Here is a 13,972-nt window from a genome sequence, read left to right on the forward strand (position 1 = left end):
ATAAAAATTGAATTTAATAAGTATATTCCTTAAATAAGGAAATTCGATGAGATAAGGCTGAAAAAAAATGATAATGTGGTGCAACTCATAAAATTAGATGAATCTGACTGTATATGTGGCAAGGTACTGTACTGAAATCTTTAACCGATCTGAAGATAGTTCAATTATTTAACTAAATACCTGGATGTAAATCAATGAAGGTCCTGACAACATGTACAAGGGATTGCCCTGGTTCATGTGGTCTTACAGTTAATGTGAGCAGGGGTAAGGTCAATTCCATAGAAGGAAGCAGTATTCACCCACACACAAGGGGATTTATATGTAAAAATACAGCGAGGTATCATATAAGGAGGCTCTATTCTGATAGAAGGGTATTAAAACCGTTGAAGAGGGATGGGAGGCAGTGGAAAACGATATCCTGGGATGAGGCACTTCATGTGATTTCTGATAAATTGAATGAGTGCATGGATGAACACGGAGCTGAGTCTATAGTGTATTATCAGGGTTTTGGAGCACGAACAGCGTTGAGACTCCTCAACAGGAGGTTTTTCAATCTCATAGGAGCAACAACTCTCAGGGGAACTCTATGCGGGGGTGCAGCCATAGCAGCTCAATCAAAAGACTTTGGGAGGAGACTGTCCCATGATCCGTCAGATCACCTTAACAGCAGGAACATATTCATATGGGGACGTAACCCTGCCGTCACAGACATTAATCTCTGGAGGATAATAAAGAGGGCCCAGAAACATGGAACACGGGTTATCACAATCGATCCCATAAGGACTCAAACAGCAGTGAAATCAGATATTCACTGTCAGATTGAAGCCGGGAAGGACCTATACCTTGCAATAGCAATGGCAAAGATTATCATGGCTGAAGAGCTTCATGACTCTGGATTCATAGAGAAACATGCGGAAAATTTTGATTCATATATAGCAATTCTTGATGAATTCAATTTAAATCAATTATCAGAGCTGAGTGGGGTTCCATTGAAAATAATCTCTAAGCTTGCACACCTATACTCTGATGGGCCAAGCAGCATAATACTTGGCTGGGGTCTGCAGCGGTACTTCAACTCATATATGGCCTGCAGATTCATAGATGCCCTTGCAGCCATATCAGGGTATATAGGTGTGAGTGGAGGTGGTGTGAGCAGCGGTTTTGATGAATATGGGGCCTTTGATGAATCTGTTACACTTGAAGGGGCAGGAAATGGTAGAAAGGTGTCAATGCCCCTTTTTGGAAGGGAAATAGTGAATATGAATTCACCAACCGTTAACTGTGTATTTATAACTGCAGGTAATCCCGTGACCCTTGGACCCAACTCCATTCAGACCCTAAATGCGCTAAGAGAAGTTGATTTTGTTGTCATGGTGGATCACTTCTTGAATGATACAGCACATACAGCCGACCTATTTTTACCCGCAACAACATTTCTGGAGGAAACAGACCTTGTTGGAAGCTATGGTCACCCCTACGTGTCTCCTGTAAACGCTGCAGTCAAGCCATTGGGTGAATCTCATTCCGAGTTCTGGATTTTACAGAGATTATCAGAGATCATGGGTTTTGCTGATATGGAAGGAACAAGGATGGAGTGGCTTGAAATTATAGCTTCAAAGGTTCTTGATTATCATGGAATAGAAATTTGTGATCTACTGGAAAAACCATACAGATCACCGGGATTCCCTGCGGTCCCATTTGAGGGGCCTTTATTCTATACAGAAAATGGAAGGTTCAATTTACCATCGGACAGGCCTTACGAGATGGAGCAACATGATGGGGCACACCCTGAAAATTCCATAAGGCTTTTAACCGTCATGTCACCACAGTGGGTAGGTTCCGTTGAGCCTACCTTTCATAAAGGTCTTGTAGAAATTTACCTAAACCCTGGAACGCTTTCACAACTTGGTTTTAAGGATGGAGAGATTTCAGTCGCGGAATCAAATGCAGGAAAGAGTTGTGTGATTGTACGTTCCAGCGAGGATGTCCATCCACTATGCGCCCTTTCATTCAGGGGGACATGGTTATCAAAGGGAGGCTGTATAAATACTGTCATTGAGGATAGAGAGACAATTATGGGTCATGGAACAGCTTACAACGAAACCAGAATAAAATTAAAAAAAGTTTCAGGCGGCGTTTCTGTTCATGAAATGTGCCATGAGACTCACAAGTATAAATCCCGCCACTATGAGTGAAACTATCTGAATGGCTGCATTCACAGTATCACCTCATTCATCAACTGCCTCGATCAGGCATACCCCACCTTCACATTCATGTTCAAGTTCGATGAGGTACTCCTTCAGCTTCTCAACATCAATTGTTGTAAGGCCCTTTATCATATCACTGTCGATCTTTATCTGCAGAACCCCTGCGTTGTTGGTGACGACCTTTCCAGGTATATACACACGGCCGAGGGATAGTCTCACGGTATCCCCGGGCTTCACCTCCTCCTTTATGTACCTGCAGAGTTCGTCACAGGTTGCTATTCTATTTTCCTTTTTCAAAGAGATCACCTTCCACTGGATTATATGCACCTATGGTGCTTATAAAAATAAGGTTTACACTTCATCCACATATCTGAATTCCCTGAGATCCATGAGTCTCTCGATGGCCTTCATCCTTATCTCAACACCAGCCTCTCTGACAGCTGCAAGGGGGTTCAGGCCGCCGGGTGTGACTATACCTGCATGATACTTCTCCACGCGGGCATTGTACAGTATCTCACCGGGGGCGCCGATTTTGAGCACACTGAACCCTGCTTCAGAGAGTTCTTCAATCAGGCCCTCAGCATGGTCCCTTGCAAGGTACGGGACCTCCTTCAGACTCGCAAGGACCCTGCCCTGTCCATTGAGGGCTTCAAGGACCGCAGTCATATTCTTTGATACGTAGATCTCATGGGGGTCAAGGGAGGAACCACTGTAGGCTGTGAGCTCAACAAAGCGGGGCTCCCTGCCGCCGGCCTCAAGCAGACCCCCGTACTTTGGTGTGGACATGATACCGCTCTTTATCAGTACACCATCCAGTGTGAGACTGCATACAGTTGCAATTCCAGCCATGCCCCCCTCATCAGTGACTCCTATCATGGGGAGGGTGGAGAATTCTGGCCTCTCACTGAGGACCTGACCTATGACCTCAAGGGCATAATCCAGATCATCCCTGCTTATGAGGGATATGTTGGCTATAACCTTTCCTGAAAGGTCCTCTGGATTTAAATCCACTCTGTTTATGAGGTTCCAGGCCTTTGACAGGAGGAAGCGGACCTTGACACCCCTTTCCGGTGCAGAGATCATTAACTTTCTCTCAGGCTTTACAAGGGGCTTCAGGCTCTGGAATTCTATGAGGTTCTCTGCCAGTTTAATTTCTGCACGGTAGCCGGCCTCCTGGATGGCGCAGAGGGGAGTTATACCTCCTATGATTGCAACACCCACCATTCCATCTGCAACCGGGACACCCAGGACGTCCTCTCCGGGTTCTCCAACCTTGAGCACCCCTGATATCCCGATTCCCTCAAGTTTCCTCAGAATTTTCACGGCGTCCTCCCTTCCGGTCCCTGGCACGAGGCGGAGATTTGCCGGTACCAGCCCATCCCCCTCCTCAATGACACTGAGAACCGAGGTCATGTTCTCTGAGGTGAAGGCCTCCAGGGGTGTCATCGATGTTTTCTTGTAGGCTATGAGCTCTGTGAAGTTCACTGGCTGATGGTCCTCAAATCTCACAAGGCCCCCGAACTGGGGTATGACAGGTATGCCACTGGCGAGCAGGATACCGTCGACGGTTGTCCCGCATATGGTGCTTATTATGCACCCATCACCATCCCTTTCAAGCTTAACCCTTGGGCTGAGGCAGAGCCCATTTCTCATAACATGTTTGAGGGTCTCAATGGACCGGGGGGATATCCTTGACGTGTTAACGACAACCTTCCCCTCGAGGGTGTCAGGGTTGAAGCTTGTATTGTATATCATGCTCTCAAACTTTGAGAATATGAAATCGACCTGGTCATAGACGAGGCCACGGTTTATCTCCTGCAGCCCCTTCTCTGTTATTTTCCTTCCAGCATAACCAACCCTTTCTGTGAAGCCCTTTTCGTCAAGTATACGCATGTGGTATCTGACGGCCCGTTCCCCGAGGTTGTACCCTTTCTTCCTGAGTTCGGATGCTATTATCTTTGCCCCGAGGACATCATCATGCTCTGCAAGGATCCTTAAAATCTCCATCATCTTCTGGTTGGTCTCATCAGCCATCAGAAACACCATATAAAAAGTAGGGGGAGGGTTTATTTAAAGGTTAAGAAAAAAAGGAAGTAAATTTTGAGGCTTAGATGTCAAGGTACCTTTCAAGTTCGTACTTGAAGACCCTCACACGGTAGTCGTCCCATTCCCTGTGTTTGATCTCCATGAACTTCTCGTAGACGTGACCACCAAGGGCGCCCTTGATGACATCATCCTCCTCGAGGGCATGGTATGCCTCCCAGAGGCTTGATGGGAGTGTCTCGATGCCCATCTCCCTGAGCTCACTCATTGATTTTTCATAAACGTCGATCTCGGTTGGTTCACCGGGGTCGATCTTGTTCTGTATACCGTTCATACCTGCCTCCAGCATGGCTGCAAATGCAAGGTAGGGGTTGCATGATGGGTCAGGCATCCTTAACTCGACACGTGTACCCTTTCCACGTGATGCAGGTATCCTGATGAGGGTTGACCTGTTTTTAAGGCCGTAGGCAATGTAGACCGGTGCTTCATAGCCAGGGACAAGTCTCTTGTAGGAGTTGACTGTTGGAGCACAGACAGCTGTGAGCGCAGGGGCGTGTTTCAGAAGTCCCCCTATGAAGTACAGGGCCTCCTCTGAGAGCTGTGTCTCTGTGTCAGGGTCATAGAAGACGTTTTCACCATCCTTGAAGAGGGACTGGTGGCAGTGCATACCGCTACCGTTTTCACCAAAGAATGGCTTTGGCATGAATGTTACCATGTACCCCATCTTGTCGACTATGGCCTTTATGGCCTGTTTGAAGGTTATAACTGCGTCTGCTGTCTTCAGGGCCTTGTCGAATTTGAAGTCTATCTCGTGCTGTCCAGGAGCAACCTCGTGGTGGCTGACCTCAACGTCGAAGTTAAGGGCCTCAAGGTCCATGACGAGTTTTCTCCTGAAGTCGGTTCCCTGGTCCACCGGTTCAACATCGAAGTATGCACCGCAGTCGTGGGGTATTATGTTGCCATCCTCGTCCTGGTCGAGGATGAAGAACTCTGGTTCCGGTCCGACATTGTATTCATATCCAAGGTGGGCGTACTTGTCGAGGGCCCTCTTGAGGACGTACCTCGGGTCCCCCTCGAAGGGTTTTCCGTCTGGCCAGTAGATGTCACAGATGAATCTGCACACACCCTTTTCCTCTGGCCTCCATGGGAGTGTTGAGAAGGTGTCGGGGTCAGGTTTCAGGATGAGGTCGCTCTCGTTTATATCCACGAACCCCTCAACTGATGACCCGTCAAAGAGGAGACCGTCCTTTATTATGTCCTCTATCTGGTCTGGCCTTACCAGGGGTATTGCCATATTCTTTGGTTTTCCGTGTATGTCCACAAACTGAAGGCGGACGAATTTAACGCCGCATTCATCCATTTTAGCTATTATTCTTCCAATCTTATCTGACATGGGTTATGCCTCCATGGCATGAGCTTAACTTCACCGGAAGTAACTTTCCTTCTACTGGTTTATATATTTTTTGTTCAGGATAGTTCAACAATTTTAAATGGTTCGCCCTGAAAGAGATCAAACTTTAACATTCGGGGGGCGGCTATCACATCACCCCTCCCTGTGATCAACTTGAGAACCTCCGCTGCCTGGAGGCAGCCGGTGATATTTGCCACGGGACCTATCACCGGAGGTGTTTTTGATGAGAGCTCCTTTAACCTGGCCTTCACATCAGCTGTGAGCTCAAGGCCCACAGATGGCAAACGGAAGAGTTCCTCATAGGATGGTGATCCCTCCCTGAATACAGTTACCTGACCCATGGAGCCATGTATGGCGCCGTGAATGAAGGGTATTCCCTCTGATGCGCACCTCCTTGATGCAATCACCCTTGATGTTATGTTATCAAGGGCATCAACCACGGCATCGCTGCCGGTTATTATTTCAGCTGCATTTTCTTCATCGAAGATTTCATGATAAACCTCAACCCTGCTGAAGGGGTTTACGGTGCGAATACGCTCCGCTGCAACATCAACCTTGGGGATCCTGAGGTCCCTGAAGCTGCTCATGAGCTGCCTGTTGAGGTTCGAGACGTCAAAGACGTCACTGTCAATTATTCTGAGACTGCCCACACCCATCCGTGCAAGCATCTCAACTGCAGCGCCACCTATACCCCCGCAGCCGATCACAGAGACAGTGGAATCCTTGAGCTTTAACTGGTCTGCCCTTGAAAGTAAACCCATCTGCCGGCTGACCATCTCCCAGTAAGCCATACCCTCATATCTCTCAGGCATTCAAACCCTCTTTCACGTTCTTGCATAATACTATGTGTGTGTTGATATAAATCATGTTGGGGTTTGAGAGGTGGCTGGTAGCTGAAGTCATGAGGGGGTCATCCTGTAGGACCACAGCTATATCGGCTTGCAGCATGAGCCTATCACTGGAGATCATGTGGGGAAGATTCTTCAGATCAGTGAAAAGCAGATGTCTGGGATGCTCATTGGACTCACTCTGAAATCAAAAACAGTTCGTTTAAGAAGATGTTTGATTATCTCCCGATCTAAATGAAACGTCATTTTTAGTTTTCATATTTTTCCTGATTTAAGGATAAAAAAAAGTTTTTTTGAATGCAAAAATGGGGGGTTAAAGTGCCGGGGGCGGGATTCGAACCCGCGGCCTCACGGTATCCCAGGAAAAAGTCAGAGCACTGCTTAATACCCTATGAGCCGTGCGCTCTAACCAGCTGAGCCACCCCGGCATGACTTATACAAGATCAGTTTTCATCAAATTTAAACTTTTCTGTCAGGGGTGCAATCATTATTATGGAATGCCACCCTAATTATATATGAATTTTCTTTGCGGGGGTTTAATGTGTCTGATGATCTTGATTTTTCAGAGGGGGCCTGTGGGATATGCCATACAATTCTCGCAGATATCTCCAGGACCGGCTTCATGGTTGAAACAGCAGAGTACCCTGAGGGTGTCAGGGCCCGGATAACTGACCCTTCAGGGGATTCTGTGGGGGAGGGTTCAGATATAACCTGGGCCCCGGCGATACTCGAGGCCGAGATCAATGCAGGATTTCTGGATGACGAAGCTGCAGATAAACTCTCGCCCTTCCTGACAGGCAGAAGAGACCAGATACAGGTTGCAGAGATGTCTGGCTACGGGAGGGTTGTTAACACAGCCTCCATGATAATATCTGATATCTGGTCGGCTGGGGGTTCAGTTGAGGTCAGAAGGGACGGCCCTGGCATAGAGGTCATACTATACTCTGCAGAAGGTGATGAAATTGTATCTGCAGCATCAGGGTTCTGCCCGGTCTGTGCAGTAAACATCGCAGCTTCGAGGGTGCCATCAATCAGGAGGAGGATGGCATCCAGGAAATCCAGAAACACGGGAATGGAAAAGTATGAGAGGGGGGTGACCGGCAGGGTCACCTGGAGGAGGAACAGGATCCATGTATCCCTCCTTGAGAATGGGGAGGTCATCGGCAGGAACTGGGGGTGCTGCATAGCCTATGCAACGGTGAGGGCGGAGATAGATGCTGGATTTGGAAGCAGCAAGTGGAACCGTATCTTTAAGAATTACTGTGACCTCTGTCCCCTGAAACATTTCTGGCTCGGGAAATCCATGGGCGCCCTTGGAAACAGGATACTTCAGAGGATGACCAGGGTCGGTGTGAGGGAACATGTAAGGATGGAAGATTATATAACTGTGGATATCCTATCTGGTGATAGGAGGGTTGGATGTGGTATAGGAACGCTCTGCTCATTCAGTGCAACCGTCAATGCACTCCTGAGATCCGATGCTTCCCTCATCCTGAAACCGGACCCTGCCGATGGGTTTCCGTACCCCTAAGCTGTTGAGGTGTTCGCTGTGGGTGAACATGTAATAGAGGCCCTGGGAAAAAGTCGTGTCACCGTGAGGAATGGAAGGGTGGTTGATGTATCCGAACCACTTATCGATTACTGTCCCCTCTTTCATAAGTACCGGGGCATTGAAAAAATCACATCTGAGGCTATCCGTCAAAATATTGAGTTTCGCATTAAAGATTTTGGCATGTGTACAGGTAATCGTGAATTAAGAATGAGGGATTTTCTATCATTTGGCATTTCTGAGATAATCTCAACACTCATCGAGGAGGGCGAGGTGGACGCAGCAGTCATGGTATGTGATGGTGCAGGCACAGTCATAGTCACCGAACCCGAACTTGCACAGGGAATCGGGGGCAGGATATCAGGAGTGGTGGAAACATCACCCGAGGATGAGGTTATAGGATCCATAGGACCAGAAAAGGTCCTTGACCCCGAAAAAGCCACGATAGACCAGGTTAAGGGGGTTGAAAGGGCCTTTGAGATGGGCTATGATAGGGTTGCTGTCACCGTGGCTGACCCGGCAGAGGCAGAGAGGCTGAGGGAAATGGATGGAGGCGAAATCTACATATTCGCCGTCCACCTGACCGGGATAGACTACAGGGGCGCCGAGAAAGTGATTAACACAGCCGATGTTGTAACATCATGCGCATCAAAATACATAAGGAGAATAGCTGATAGAAGGGCGCTGCTGAAGGTAGGATCAGCCATACCTGTATATGCATGCACAAAGAATGGTAAAAGATTCATTGAACTCAGAATTAAAAGGATGGGTGGTATAAAGGATTCAGGGAAAAGTTCAGGCTCCCCGCAGCCACTGGTATGAAACTAGAGATAATCTGCAAGGGCCTTTATTATGCAGCTCTGGGTTATCAGTCCAACCAGTCTACCATCCCTGACAACAGGTATCCTCTGATATCCGGTATCTGCCATTATACGGCTTATCCTGCTTATAGGAGTTTCCTCATCAATCACAACAAGGTCCCGGCTCATTATGTCCTTCACCCGAAGCTTCAGGGCCTCGCCACCGGCAAGCAGAATGTCCCTGTGGGTTATGAGCCCAACAAGTTTATCACCCTCCACAACAGGGACACCACCCACGTTCGCACGGACCATCTTAAGGTTGGCGGCTGCGACAAGGTCATCGGGGTGGGAAACAATAACATCACGGAGCATTATATCCCTTGCACGGAGCTTCCTGATCATGAAATTATTTTTATGGATATTCATATATTAAGATTGAGGGATCCAAAGTGACTCAGATGGAAGAAGCAAGAAAGGGCAATATAACCCCTGAGATGGAGGAGGTTGCCCGGAAAGAAAATCTGGACATTCAGATGCTCATTAGGGGTATTGCAAATGGTCGAATTGTGATACCCTCCAATATTAATCGGGAATCATCACCCTGCGGCATAGGGGAAAATCTTTCAACAAAGATCAATGCAAATATCGGTTCATCCTCAAAAATGGAGGACATTGAACTGGAGGTTGATAAGGCACTTGCAGCTGTCGAATACGGTGCAGATGCTGTCATGGACCTCAGCACAGGCCCCATGCTGAGGGATGTCAGGACCGCGGTCCTGGAGGCTGTTGACGTTCCTGTGGGCACGGTACCCATCTACGAGGCCGGTGTCGAGGCCTTCATGTCAGATGGAGCCGTGGTGGACATGGATGAGGATGACATGTTCAGGGCCATAGAGAACCAGGCACGGGATGGGGTTGACTTCATGACCGTGCACTCAGGAATCACCCTGGAAACCGTTGAAAGGGCTCAGAGATCAGGGAGGATAATGGGAATAGTTAGCCGGGGAGGAGCATTCCTTGCAGCCTGGATAATGCAGAATCAGGAGGAGAATCCTCTCTACAGCAACTACGAGTACCTCCTTGAAGTGGCCTACGAGTATGATGTCACACTCAGCCTCGGGGATGGCCTCAGGCCGGGGTGCCTGGCAGACGCTTCTGATATACCCCAGATCAGTGAGCTCCTCACACTTGCAGAACTCGTTGAGAGGGCACGTGATGCAGATGTTCAGTGCATGGTTGAGGGGCCCGGGCACATGCCCCTTGACCAGATAGCCGCCAACATGAAGATACAGAAGGAGGTCTGCGACGGCGCACCCTTCTATGTCCTTGGACCCATAGTCACAGACATGGCACCGGGTTATGACCATATAAGCGCAGCCATAGGCGGGGCCGTCGCTGCAATGAACGGGGCGGACTTCCTCTGTTACGTCACACCGGCAGAGCACCTGGCGATACCGGGGGTTCAGGATGTTATTGAGGGTGTAATTGCATCAAGGATAGCTGCCCAGGCTGCAGACGCCGCCAGAAAATTACCGGGCGCATGGGAATCTGAACTTGAGATGGCTGATGCAAGAAGGTCCTTTGACTGGGATAAACAGTTCAAACTGGCATTTGACTCAAAAAAACCATATGAATACAGGATGCAGTGCCCAATTGAGGATTCAGAGATGTGCTCAATGTGTGGCGAATACTGCGCCCTCAGGATACTGCGTGAAGACAGATGAATCACAGCCTCGATCCTTAACATGCCGGTAAGGGTTAATAGAGATCAGAACCATAATTAAAGTGGTGGTCCTATGGGATTCGAGCATGTTGAAGGTACTGAAAGGGGCAGTGTAAGGCTATTTGCACTCAGCACATGTGGATGGTGCAAAAGGACACGGGAGCTGCTGGAGGAACTTGGGGTGGCCTACGATTATATATACGTCGACCTCCTCGAGGGTGAGGAACGTGAGAATGTAATTGAGGAGCTTAAGAGGTGGAACCTATCCCTCTCATTCCCCACACTTGTAATAAACGATGAGGAAGTGGTGGTGGGATTCGATCCACTCTCAATAAAATCATCCCTCAGGTAGGGATCATCATGAAGGATGAACTCCAGGAACTATACAGAGAGGTTAGGGAATCAGCAGAGAAATCAGGTTATAAACTTAATCCTGACAGGGAATTCGTCATGGAACTGCTCAGGGGGATGCTGGTTAACAGGAAAAGATATGGCTATGATTCCTGCCCCTGCAGACTCGCATCAGGCAACCCCGAGGAGGACAGGGATATAGTGTGCCCCTGTGATTACAGGGATGCTGATATTGAGGAATACGGGACATGCTACTGTGGACTCTATGTCAGGGATGAGGACGTTGAGTTCAGATCCATACCCGAGAGGCGGGGAAAGAGTAGAGGCCCTGGCAGGGCACCAGCCGGCCTTGATATACCTGTGCTGAGGTGTCGCATCTGTGGCTATCTCTGCGCAAGGAAGATCCCTCCGGAACCCTGCCCCATCTGTGGCGTGGCAGGAAAATTCCATGTTTTCATTGAATAGAGGAGTGCATTACCTTGCTGGAAGCCTTCACTGAAGTCAGAAAAGATATCAAATTTCTTTTTTCATCCGAGATAAGGCTCAGGGTTTTAATGGCCCTCATTGACGGTCCAATGGAACTCTCTAAGATGAGGTCCATCATAAAATCAAGTTCATCAACTATTCTCCATGCCATATACCAGCTCGAGGACAAGGGGCTGGTCTGCAGGGTCAACCGTAAGTATGAACTGTCATCAACCGGCAGGATAATATCCCTGAAGGTTCAGGGGATTATAAGGACAATCTCGGTGATCAGGGAACTCTCGGATTTTCTGCTTGACCATGACCTTGGATCCATACCCGAATCACTCCTCTACAGCATAGAATCCCTTGAAGGAGTATCACTCCTCGAGGCAAAACCCGAGAACCTCACAGAGCCCTATGAGGTAGTTACAAAGAATGTAATGAACTCCGGGAGGGTCTGGATCCTTTCAGGCGTTCACCACCCCTTCTACGGGGACCTCCTGAAAGCGGGGATAAAGACCGAGATGATCCTCTCAGAGAATGTTGTGGATGCAATTGAACCTGTTGAAGATACGGAAAATGTGAAGATCAGCACCATCGATTCTGAACTGAGGTTCAGCCTCATAATAACGGAGACGGCAATGGCCCTTTCCCTCTTCATGTCTGATGGCCTCTATGATCCTGCGAGATTCCTCTTTTCAAGGGATGAAGAGGCAGTTGGATGGGCCTGGAAACTCTTCAAACACTTCAGGGACATGGTGGAAGCGCCAGCAGACAAGGATGACTGTGAAGTGTAGGTACTGAAGAATGGTTTTAAGGTCGATGGGAGTTTAACGGTTCAGATTACCTAGGGGATGAAGGAATTGCTCTATATGGAACTTGCAGAGGTATACCACAGACTTGAATCAACCACAAAACGCCTTGAAAAGACTGAAATACTTGCGGAACTCCTGAGGAGTGTTGATAAGGAACTTCTGCCCGATGTAACAATACTGATGCTTGGCAGGGTGTTTCCAATCTGGAGTGAGGAGGAACTTGGGGTTGGCATAAAGCTGCTCATGAAGGCAATATCCCTGGTTGTGGGGGTTTCGATGGATGAAATCGAGGACGAAATAAGGGAACAGGGTGATATAGGCCTTGCAAGTGAAAAACTCTTCTCCAGAAAAACTCAAACAACCTTTTTTTCACAACCCCTGACAGTGGAATTTGTTTACAGCAGACTGAAGGCCCTGGCATCAGCTTCTGGTGATAGGGCACAGTCAAAGAAGATAAACATACTTGTTGAGGTCCTGTCCCAGGCAAAGCCACTGGAGGCACGCTATATAACAAGGACGGTCCTTGAGGAACTGAGGGTTGGTGTTGCAGAGGGAATCATACGGGACGCCATTGCCAGGGCCTTTGAGGTTGACCCGGCACTCGTTGAAAGGGCCCACATGCTCACAAATGACCTGGGAATGGTGGCCGCAGTTGCAAGGGAGGAGGGCGAGCCTGGACTTGGAAGACTCAACCTTGAACCGGGAAGACCCGTGAAACCAATGCTGGCACAGCTTGCCAGCAGCATAGAATCTGCCATAACGGAGCTTGGAAGGGCCTTCTGTGAAACCAAATATGATGGTATACGTGTTCAGATACACAGATGCGGCGATGAGATATCCATCTTCACCAGGAGACTTGAGAACATCACCGCGGCGGTCCCCGAGATACTTGAGGGTGTTGAGGAGGCCCTTCCAGCTGATGACTACATAGTTGAGGGGGAAATAATAGTCACCATGGATGGGAGGCCAGCCTCCTTCCAGTACATACTCCAGCGTGTCAGAAGAAAATATGATGTGGAGAGGCTTACAAGGGAGGTTCCCCTCTCACTATTCCTCTTTGATGTCCTCTACCACAGAGAACCCCTCATCGATGAGCCCCTCCGGCACAGAAGGGAGGTCCTTGAGTCAATACTATCAGAAATACCTGGGAGGGTTGAGGCGAGTCGCATGGTTGATGTGGGCCCGGATAACCTGGATGATGCTCTATGGCTCTTCGAGGAGTCAATAAGAGAGGGACATGAGGGTATAATGATAAAGGACACCGAAGCGCCGTATATACCTGGTATAAGGGGTAAAAAGATGCTTAAGTTTAAGGCAGAACCAGAGACCCTGGACCTCATTGTGGTCGGTGGCACCTATGGCAGGGGTAAAAGGGCACATCTGGTGGGATCCTATCTCCTGGCTGCCAGGGATGAGGACAGCGGGGACCTTGTTACGGTTGCACATGTTGCAACGGGGCTTGACGATGAGACGCTCCAGCAACTCTCAGAGAGGATGGAAAAACTTGCCATTGAGAGGAAGGGACGGAAACTCTGGGTCAGGCCAGAGATAATACTTGAGGTCGCCTACAGTGAGATAGTGAAGAGTCCTGAGTATGAAAGCGGTTACTCCCTGCGTTTTCCAGTGGTGAAACGTATAAGGGACGATCTGTGCCTGGACGATGTTGATACAGTTGGACGTATAGAGTCCCTCTTCCAGTCCGGACAGCCAGATCAACCAGGTCAGTAATATTTAAATAGTACAAAGTATTAATTACTTTT

General features: G+C 48.6%; 13 protein-coding genes and 1 tRNA gene. 8 read left to right on the forward strand and 6 right to left on the reverse strand.

Features of this window, described 5'->3' with window-relative positions; genetic code table 11:
* Positions 1–194: 194 nt before the first annotated feature.
* Positions 195–2,195: a molybdopterin-dependent oxidoreductase gene (locus tag tca_RS07510; RefSeq protein WP_286708779.1), complete on the forward strand. Its 2,001-nt coding sequence runs from the start codon at positions 195–197 to the stop codon at positions 2,193–2,195.
* A gap of 33 nt (positions 2,196–2,228) precedes the next feature.
* Here the strand turns inward: tca_RS07510 and tca_RS07515 are convergent, their stop codons facing one another.
* The 5 genes from tca_RS07515 to tca_RS07535 all read right to left on the reverse strand — a co-directional run bounded on the left by tca_RS07515 (position 2,229) and on the right by tca_RS07535 (position 6,937).
* The gene (locus tag tca_RS07515) at positions 2,229–2,513 is read right to left on the reverse strand and encodes a DUF2097 domain-containing protein (RefSeq protein WP_286709247.1); all 285 of its coding nucleotides are present in this window, start codon (positions 2,511–2,513) and stop codon (positions 2,229–2,231) included.
* A gap of 45 nt (positions 2,514–2,558) precedes the next feature.
* Positions 2,559–4,241, reverse strand: a complete 1,683-nt coding sequence (locus tca_RS07520; protein ID WP_286708780.1) for a DUF128 domain-containing protein — start codon at positions 4,239–4,241, stop codon at positions 2,559–2,561.
* A 73-nt stretch (positions 4,242–4,314) separates the two neighbouring features.
* On the reverse strand, positions 4,315–5,643 hold the full coding sequence (gene glnA / locus tca_RS07525; protein ID WP_286708781.1) for a type I glutamate--ammonia ligase: 1,329 nt from the start codon (positions 5,641–5,643) through the stop codon (positions 4,315–4,317).
* A 74-nt stretch (positions 5,644–5,717) separates the two neighbouring features.
* Positions 5,718–6,473: a HesA/MoeB/ThiF family protein gene (locus tca_RS07530; protein WP_286708782.1), complete on the reverse strand. Its 756-nt coding sequence runs from the start codon at positions 6,471–6,473 to the stop codon at positions 5,718–5,720.
* A 355-nt stretch (positions 6,474–6,828) separates the two neighbouring features.
* Positions 6,829–6,937: transfer RNA gene (locus tca_RS07535), tRNA-Met, on the reverse strand.
* 113 nt (positions 6,938–7,050) lie between these two features.
* Here tca_RS07535 and tca_RS07540 point away from each other — a divergent pair.
* Both tca_RS07540 and tca_RS07545 read left to right on the forward strand, forming a co-directional pair.
* Positions 7,051–8,040, forward strand: coding sequence for a hypothetical protein (locus tag tca_RS07540; RefSeq protein WP_286708783.1), 990 nt, complete (start codon positions 7,051–7,053; stop codon positions 8,038–8,040).
* A gap of 18 nt (positions 8,041–8,058) precedes the next feature.
* Positions 8,059–8,880, forward strand: a complete 822-nt coding sequence (locus tca_RS07545) for a methanogenesis marker 8 protein (protein WP_286708784.1) — start codon at positions 8,059–8,061, stop codon at positions 8,878–8,880.
* Between the two features lie 2 nt (positions 8,881–8,882).
* Here the strand turns inward: tca_RS07545 and tca_RS07550 are convergent, their stop codons facing one another.
* Positions 8,883–9,260 carry a CBS domain-containing protein gene (locus tag tca_RS07550; RefSeq protein WP_286708785.1) on the reverse strand — a complete coding sequence of 126 codons (378 nt, stop codon included), beginning with the start codon at positions 9,258–9,260 and terminating at the stop codon, positions 8,883–8,885.
* 47 nt (positions 9,261–9,307) lie between these two features.
* Between tca_RS07550 and thiC the strand changes: the two genes are divergently transcribed.
* From thiC to tca_RS07575, 5 genes are all read left to right on the forward strand, one after another.
* Positions 9,308–10,582, forward strand: coding sequence for a phosphomethylpyrimidine synthase (thiC, locus tag tca_RS07555; RefSeq protein WP_286708786.1), 1,275 nt, complete (start codon positions 9,308–9,310; stop codon positions 10,580–10,582).
* Positions 10,583–10,654: 72 nt separating this feature from the next.
* Positions 10,655–10,933: a glutaredoxin family protein gene (locus tca_RS07560; protein WP_286708787.1), complete on the forward strand. Its 279-nt coding sequence runs from the start codon at positions 10,655–10,657 to the stop codon at positions 10,931–10,933.
* Positions 10,934–10,941: 8 nt separating this feature from the next.
* Positions 10,942–11,397, forward strand: a complete 456-nt coding sequence (locus tag tca_RS07565; protein WP_286708788.1) for a ferredoxin-thioredoxin reductase catalytic domain-containing protein — start codon at positions 10,942–10,944, stop codon at positions 11,395–11,397.
* A gap of 14 nt (positions 11,398–11,411) precedes the next feature.
* Positions 11,412–12,194: a winged helix-turn-helix domain-containing protein gene (locus tca_RS07570; RefSeq protein ID WP_286708789.1), complete on the forward strand. Its 783-nt coding sequence runs from the start codon at positions 11,412–11,414 to the stop codon at positions 12,192–12,194.
* Positions 12,195–12,260: 66 nt separating this feature from the next.
* Entirely contained in the window at positions 12,261–13,940 is a 1,680-nt protein-coding gene (locus tca_RS07575) for an ATP-dependent DNA ligase (protein WP_286709248.1), read from the forward strand.
* The last annotated feature ends 32 nt before the right edge of the window (positions 13,941–13,972 follow it).

It is taken from the genome of Methanothermobacter sp. EMTCatA1 (genome assembly GCF_002356395.1).
GTDB classification, from domain to species: Archaea; Methanobacteriota; Methanobacteria; order Methanobacteriales; family Methanothermobacteraceae; genus Methanothermobacter; species Methanothermobacter thermautotrophicus.

Excerpts from the sequence above, each read along its gene's own strand:
- tca_RS07565 (WP_286708788.1), top strand. The coding sequence starts at position 10,942 with ATGAAGGATGAACTCCAGGAACTATACAGAGAGGTTAGGGAATCAGCA.
- tca_RS07510 (WP_286708779.1), top strand. The coding sequence starts at position 195 with ATGAAGGTCCTGACAACATGTACAAGGGATTGCCCTGGTTCATGTGGT.
- glnA (WP_286708781.1), bottom strand. The coding sequence starts at position 5,643 with ATGTCAGATAAGATTGGAAGAATAATAGCTAAAATGGATGAATGCGGC.
- tca_RS07530 (WP_286708782.1), bottom strand. The coding sequence starts at position 6,473 with ATGCCTGAGAGATATGAGGGTATGGCTTACTGGGAGATGGTCAGCCGG.
- tca_RS07550 (WP_286708785.1), bottom strand. The coding sequence starts at position 9,260 with ATGATCAGGAAGCTCCGTGCAAGGGATATAATGCTCCGTGATGTTATT.
- tca_RS07560 (WP_286708787.1), top strand. The coding sequence starts at position 10,655 with ATGGGATTCGAGCATGTTGAAGGTACTGAAAGGGGCAGTGTAAGGCTA.
- tca_RS07520 (WP_286708780.1), bottom strand. The coding sequence starts at position 4,241 with ATGGCTGATGAGACCAACCAGAAGATGATGGAGATTTTAAGGATCCTT.